We start from the raw sequence: 6,137 nt of genomic DNA on the forward strand, positions 1-6,137 counted from the left end.
CTCCCTCAAACCCACAGCTTCTTGATGTCACGCCCGCCACAGGTCAGGTTGACCATGGCGCGGGTCACCATGACGGCGGTGAACATCGAGGTGAAAATCCCGAGGGACATGGTGACCGCGAAGCCCTTGACCGGGCCGGTACCCATGGCGAACAGGATGCCGCCCACCAGCAGGCTGGTCAGGTTGGCGTCGATGATCGCGGTGTACGCACGGTTGAAGCCTTCGTGGATGGCACGCTGCACCGACATGCCCGCTTTGAGCTCCTCACGGATACGCGAGAAGATCAGTACGTTGGCGTCGACCGCCATACCCATGGTCAGCACGATACCGGCGATACCCGGCAAGGTCAGCGTGGCGCCCAGCAGCGACATCAATGCCAGCAGCAGCACCATGTTGCCCGCCAGGGCGACAGTGGCGATCACGCCGAAGCCGCGGTAGATGGCGATGATGAACAGCGAGACGAACAGCATGCCCCACAGGGATGCATCGATACCCTTGGTGATGTTGTCGGCACCCAGGCTCGGGCCAATGGTACGTTCTTCGGCGAAGTACATCGGCGCAGCCAGACCACCGGCACGCAGCAGCAGGGCCAGTTCGGACGATTCGCCCTGGCCGTTCAGGCCGGTGATACGGAACTGGCTGCCCAGCGGCGACTGGATGGTCGCCAGGCTGATGATCTTCTTCTCTTCCTTGAAGGTCTGGACCGCAACGTCCTTCTCGACGCCGTTGACCGTCTGCTTCTCGTAGTGGGTGACCGGCTTCTGCTCGATGAAGATCACCGCCATGCTGCGCCCGACGTTGGAGCGAGTGGCGCGGCTCATCAGCTCGCCGCCGTGGCCATCGAGGCGGATGTTCACCTGCGGGCGACCGTGCTCGTCGAAGCTGGCCTGGGCGTCGGTGACCTGGTCACCGGTGATGATCAGGCCGCGCTCGACCGGGGCGGAGCGGCCGCCCTCGCGGAACTCGAACACCTCGGTGGTGGCTTTGGACGCACCCGGCTCAGCCCCGAAGCGGAACTCCAGGTTGGCGGTCTTGCCGAGGATACGCTTGGCTTCGGCGGTGTCCTGCACACCCGGCAGCTCGACCACGATGCGGTTGGCGCCCTGGCGCTGCACCAGCGGCTCGGCCACGCCGAGCTCGTTCACACGGTTGCGAACGGTGGTCAGGTTCTGCTTGATGGAGTATTCGCGGATTTCGGCGACCTTGGCCTGGGTCAGCGCCAGGCGCAGCACGGCGAGCTCGTTGCGCTCGGTGGTGGTCAGTTCGAAATCATTGAAATTCTTGCGGATCAGGCTGCGGGCCTGTTCGCGGGTAGCGTCGTCGGCGAAGCCCAGCATGATGCCGCCATCCTGCTGAGGCAGGCTGCGGTAGCGGACGCGCTCTTTGCGCAGCAAGGTCTTGACCTCGCCTTCGTAGACTTTCATGCGGGCAGTCATGGCCTTGTCCATGTCCACTTCCAGCAGGAAGTGCACACCACCGGACAGGTCCAGGCCCAGCTTCATCGGGCTGGCACCCAGGTTGCGCAGCCACTGCGGGGTGGTCTGGGCCAGGTTCAGGGCCACGACATAGTCATCGCCGAGGGCCTTGCGCGCCACATCCTTGGCTGGCAGCTGGTCTTCCTGGTTGGTCAGGCGCACCAGCGCACTGCCCTTCTCGCCCAGGTTGCCGCCTTTCACCGCGATGCCGGCATCGGTCAGCGCCTTGGTGACGCGATCGAGGTCAGCCTGGCTGACATGCAGCGCAGAGCTGGCGCCGCTGATCTGTACCGCCGGATCATCCGGGTAGAGGTTGGGTGCGGAATAAATAAAACCGATCGCCAGTACCACCACGATCAGCAGGTATTTCCACAGAGGGTATTTGTTCAGCATCACGCCGCCCGTTCAAGACGCGGGGCGCTTTGCGCGCCCCGACTGGAAAAATGAAACCGGTAACTCAGATAGCCTTGAGCGTACCTTTTGGCAGGGTCGCGGCAATCGCGCCCTTCTGGAACTTCAGTTCGACGGTGTCGGACACTTCCAGAACCACGAAATCATCGGAAACCTTGACGATCTTGCCGGCGATGCCGCCGTTGGTGACAACTTCGTCACCCTTCTGCAAGTTGCTCAGCAGGTTCTTCTGCTCTTTGGCGCGCTTGGCCTGTGGGCGCCAGATCATCAGGTAGAAGATGACCAGGAAGCCGACCAGGAAGATCCACTCGAAGCCGGTACCGGCTGGGCCGGCGGCAGGGGCTGCAGCGTCCGCGTAGGCGGCGGGAATCAAGAAGCTCATTGTGCACTCCTAATGCAAATTTTCTAATAATGGATGCAAACAGTCAGTCCAAAGGCGGCACAGGGAGCCCGCGTTTGGCGTAGAAGGCGTCGACAAAGGCGGCCAATTTACCCTGTTGAATAGCCTCGCGTAAACCGGCCATCAAGCGCTGGTAATGGCGCAAGTTGTGGATGGTATTCAGCATGCTGCTCAACATTTCGCCGCACTTGTCCAGGTGGTGCAGGTAGGCGCGCGAGAAGTTGGTGCAGGTGTAGCAATCGCAGGTCGGATCCAGCGGCGATTCATCATGACGATGGAACGCATTGCGGATCTTGATCACCCCTGTGTCGATGAACAGGTGGCCGTTGCGCGCATTGCGCGTGGGCATCACGCAGTCGAACATGTCGACGCCGCGGCGCACACCCTCTACAAGATCCTCCGGCTTGCCTACCCCCATAAGGTAACGAGGTTTGTCAGCCGGCATCTGGCCTGGCAGGTAGTCCAGCACCTTGATCATCTCGTGCTTGGGCTCACCCACCGACAGACCACCGATGGCCAGGCCGTCGAAGCCGATGTTGTCCAGGCCTTCCAGCGAACGCATGCGCAGGTCCTGATACATGCCGCCCTGGACGATGCCGAACAGCGCCGCGGTGTTGTCGGCGTGGGCGTTCTTCGAGCGCTGCGCCCAACGCAGCGACAGCTCCATCGAGGTGCGCGCCACGTCGTGCTCGGCCGGGTACGGCGTGCACTCGTCGAAGATCATCACGATGTCCGAGCCCAGGTCGCGCTGCACCTGCATGGACTCTTCCGGGCCCATGAACACTTTCGAGCCATCCACGGGCGAGGCGAAGGTTACGCCCTCCTCCTTGATCTTGCGCATGGCGCCCAGGCTGAACACCTGGAAACCACCGGAGTCGGTGAGGATGGGGCCTTTCCATTGCATGAAGTCGTGCAGGCCGTTGTGCTTCTTGATCACCTCGGTGCCCGGGCGCAGCCACAGGTGGAAGGTGTTGCCAAGGATGATCTCGGCGCCGATGGCCTCGATGTCGCGCGGCAGCATGCCCTTGACCGTGCCATAGGTACCCACCGGCATGAACGCCGGGGTCTCCACGGTGCCACGGGGGAAGGTCAGCCGACCGCGACGGGCCTTGCCGTCGGTGGCCAGCAGTTCGAACGACATTCGACAGGTGCGACTCATGCTTGATCCTCTGGGCCGCGTGGCGCCGGATTGCGGGTGATGAACATGGCATCACCGTAACTGAAGAAGCGGTAACCGTTCGCCACCGCCGCCGCATAGGCAGCCATGGTCTCGGGGTAACCGGCGAAGGCCGAGACCAGCATCAGCAGCGTGGACTCCGGCAGGTGGAAGTTGGTCACCAGGCAGTCGACCACATGGAACGGCCGGCCCGGGAAGATAAAGATGTCGGTGTCGCCGCTGAACGCCTTGAGCACGCCATCGCGCGCCGCGCTTTCCAGCGAACGCACGCTGGTGGTCCCCACGGCGACCACCCGGCCACCACGGGCACGGCAGGCCTCGACGGCGTCGACCACATCCTGGCTCACTTCGAGCCACTCTTTGTGCATGTGGTGGTCTTCGATCTTGTCGACCCGCACCGGCTGGAAGGTGCCGGCGCCCACATGCAGAGTGACGAAGGCGCGTTCGACGCCCTTGGCTGCGATCTTTTCCAGCAGCGCCTCGTCGAAGTGCAGCCCGGCGGTGGGCGCAGCCACTGCGCCCGCACGCTCGGCATAGACCGTCTGATAACGCTCACGGTCGGCGCCCTCGTCCGGGCGGTCGATGTAGGGCGGCAGCGGCATATGGCCGACACGTTCGAGCAGGGGCAGCACCTCTTCGGTGAAGCGCAGCTCGAACAGCGTCTCGTGACGCGCGACCATCTCGGCCTCGCCACCGCCATCGATGAGGATCACCGCGCCTTCTTTCGGCGCCTTGCTGGCGCGCACATGGGCCAGCACGCGGTGGCTGTCCAGCACACGCTCGACCAGCACTTCCAGCTTGCCGCCAGAGGCTTTCTGGCCGAACAGCCGTGCAGGAATAACCCGGGTGTTGTTGAACACCATCAGGTCGCCGGGGCGCAGGTAGTCGAGCAGGTCGGTGAACTGCTGGTGGGCCAGCGCGCCGCTTTGACCGTCGAGCACGAGCAGGCGGCTGCCGTGACGCTCGGCCAACGGGTGGCGGGCGATGAGGGAGTCTGGGAGTTCGAAAGAAAAATCGGCGACGCGCATGATGATGTTCGGTTCGACAGGGCCGGGAAGTTTAGCCCAATGCATGAAAATTGACCATGAAAGACGATTGACCGACCTCATGCGCCTCTCTATACTGCGCCGCGACAAGCCCTGATGGCGGAATTGGTAGACGCGGCGGATTCAAAATCCGTTTTCGAAAGGAGTGGGAGTTCGAGTCTCCCTCGGGGCACCAAATCCAGAAAAAACCGACCTTATGGTCGGTTTTTTTGTGCCTGGGAATCGGGGAAAGTTGGGCTGACCGTAGTGGTTTCATCGCCGGCAAGCCGGCTCCCACAGGTATGTGCCATGCCTGAACCCTGCGCCGTCCACTGTGGGAGCTGGCTTGCCAACGATGCGCCACGACAGTGAAGCCCGCTTCGCTGATTCAATCTTGCACCCAAGTCTTTAAGACTTTCCCCATTCCCTGTAGTCCATTTCCCAAACATACTCCAAACCCCTTTCAAGCCATTGCGGTGGTCTGGGTCGGGCTCTAGTCTCGGCCGGTCGTTGCTAAATCAACGATCGGCTTTGACAGGCTGACTTGCAGATACCTCTTATGGCTTCGCCTTTCTGGCGGCTGTACGTGGGGCACCTCGTGTGCGCCGGGTTTCTCTGCTCTCGGTCTGTCAACCCGCGTATAGCTGCCACCCATTTGTTTGACAGCTAATGGTGGTAGCTCCGACTGAACTAGCGGAGAGATACACCATGATAAAAATTGTCCCCGACCCACCGCTTTCCCCTGAGAAGTTCCACTCCCTTGAAGACCTCCTGGTCCAGATCTCGGAGAGGCTCTTCTGCGCCCTCTCCATCATCCACCTGCACACCCCGGCCCATGTCACGCCCTTGGGCCGAGGCCTGTCGCTGACAACCACCCACGAGATCGAAGCCGCCCGTCAATTAGCGGAGTTGGCATTGAGCAAACTGCAGGTCAAGCACTGACCAAGGGGAAAACGCGATGACCGACTGGACTGCCGGCATTACCGGTTTCGGTAATGGCGATGGTGAACAGGACGTGTACGCACAGAGCGTGGTAGCCACGCCAGCCCCGCAATTGGACTATCAGGGCAACATGCTGCGGTACGGGTGGTGAAGCTCTAAACGGCCCTGTATGAGGCTCCTGGACGCTTTGTTGGCCACTGCCGCCATACGCAGCACCAACGCCTTATAGATAGAGCGTGGGAGCGGGCTTGCCCCGCGATGAGGCCAACCCAGCCAGCCTCACTGCCTGAGCAGTGCCTGGCCAGAGCTATCGCGGGGCAAGCCCCTGAGCAGTGCCTGGCCAGAGCTATCGCGGGGCAAGCCCGCTCCCACAGGTGCTCCCCACCAGGCTGGTGTAATCGCGGAAAAGACAAAACCCCTACCTGCATGCGCAGATAGGGGTTTTGCGAAATGAATCTTGACGATGACCTACTCTCACATGGGGAAACCCCACACTACCATCGGCGATGCATCGTTTCACTACTGAGTTCGGGATGGGATCAGGTGGTTCCAATGCTCTATGGTCGTCAAGAAATTCGGTTGCCCAGAATGTCTTGTGAACACTCTTGGCTAATTCGGATATGTGAATTTGTGGTCTTACGAATTTTCGGGTCTTTCGTCTTCACCACCACAATTCGGCTTACGCGCAAATTGCTTGGGTGTTATAT

Annotated in this window: 6 protein-coding genes, 1 tRNA gene and 1 rRNA gene; 3 read left to right on the top strand and 5 right to left on the bottom strand. The window is 61.4% G+C overall.

Annotated elements, in window-relative coordinates; genetic code table 11:
* Positions 1-5: 5 nt before the first annotated feature.
* From secD to queA, 4 genes are all read right to left on the bottom strand, one after another.
* Complete coding sequence (gene secD / locus ACO6VM_RS17735; protein ID WP_401059822.1) at positions 6-1,868, bottom strand: protein translocase subunit SecD; 1,863 nt, start codon at positions 1,866-1,868, stop codon at positions 6-8.
* A gap of 64 nt (positions 1,869-1,932) precedes the next feature.
* On the bottom strand, positions 1,933-2,268 hold the full coding sequence (yajC, locus tag ACO6VM_RS17740; RefSeq protein WP_008092587.1) for a preprotein translocase subunit YajC: 336 nt from the start codon (positions 2,266-2,268) through the stop codon (positions 1,933-1,935).
* Positions 2,269-2,311: 43 nt separating this feature from the next.
* Positions 2,312-3,427, bottom strand: coding sequence for a tRNA guanosine(34) transglycosylase Tgt (gene tgt / locus ACO6VM_RS17745; RefSeq protein WP_167409821.1), 1,116 nt, complete (start codon positions 3,425-3,427; stop codon positions 2,312-2,314).
* Positions 3,428-3,441: 14 nt separating this feature from the next.
* The gene (queA, locus tag ACO6VM_RS17750) at positions 3,442-4,491 is read right to left on the bottom strand and encodes a tRNA preQ1(34) S-adenosylmethionine ribosyltransferase-isomerase QueA (protein ID WP_401059824.1); all 1,050 of its coding nucleotides are present in this window, start codon (positions 4,489-4,491) and stop codon (positions 3,442-3,444) included.
* A gap of 108 nt (positions 4,492-4,599) precedes the next feature.
* Here queA and ACO6VM_RS17755 point away from each other — a divergent pair.
* From ACO6VM_RS17755 to ACO6VM_RS17765, 3 genes are all read left to right on the top strand, one after another.
* A tRNA-Leu gene (locus ACO6VM_RS17755) sits at positions 4,600-4,684 on the top strand.
* Positions 4,685-5,196: 512 nt separating this feature from the next.
* The gene (locus ACO6VM_RS17760) at positions 5,197-5,430 is read left to right on the top strand and encodes a hypothetical protein (RefSeq protein WP_401059826.1); all 234 of its coding nucleotides are present in this window, start codon (positions 5,197-5,199) and stop codon (positions 5,428-5,430) included.
* Positions 5,431-5,446: 16 nt separating this feature from the next.
* Entirely contained in the window at positions 5,447-5,581 is a 135-nt protein-coding gene (locus ACO6VM_RS17765; protein WP_401059828.1) for a hypothetical protein, read from the top strand.
* A gap of 304 nt (positions 5,582-5,885) precedes the next feature.
* Here ACO6VM_RS17765 and rrf read toward each other — a convergent pair.
* Positions 5,886-6,001 (bottom strand): 5S ribosomal RNA (gene rrf, locus ACO6VM_RS17770).
* Positions 6,002-6,137: the final 136 nt, after the last annotated feature.

Origin of the sequence: Pseudomonas sp. GZD-209, from assembly GCF_049310485.1 — a bacterium.
Classification (GTDB): domain Bacteria; phylum Pseudomonadota; class Gammaproteobacteria; order Pseudomonadales; family Pseudomonadaceae; genus Aquipseudomonas; species Aquipseudomonas sichuanensis.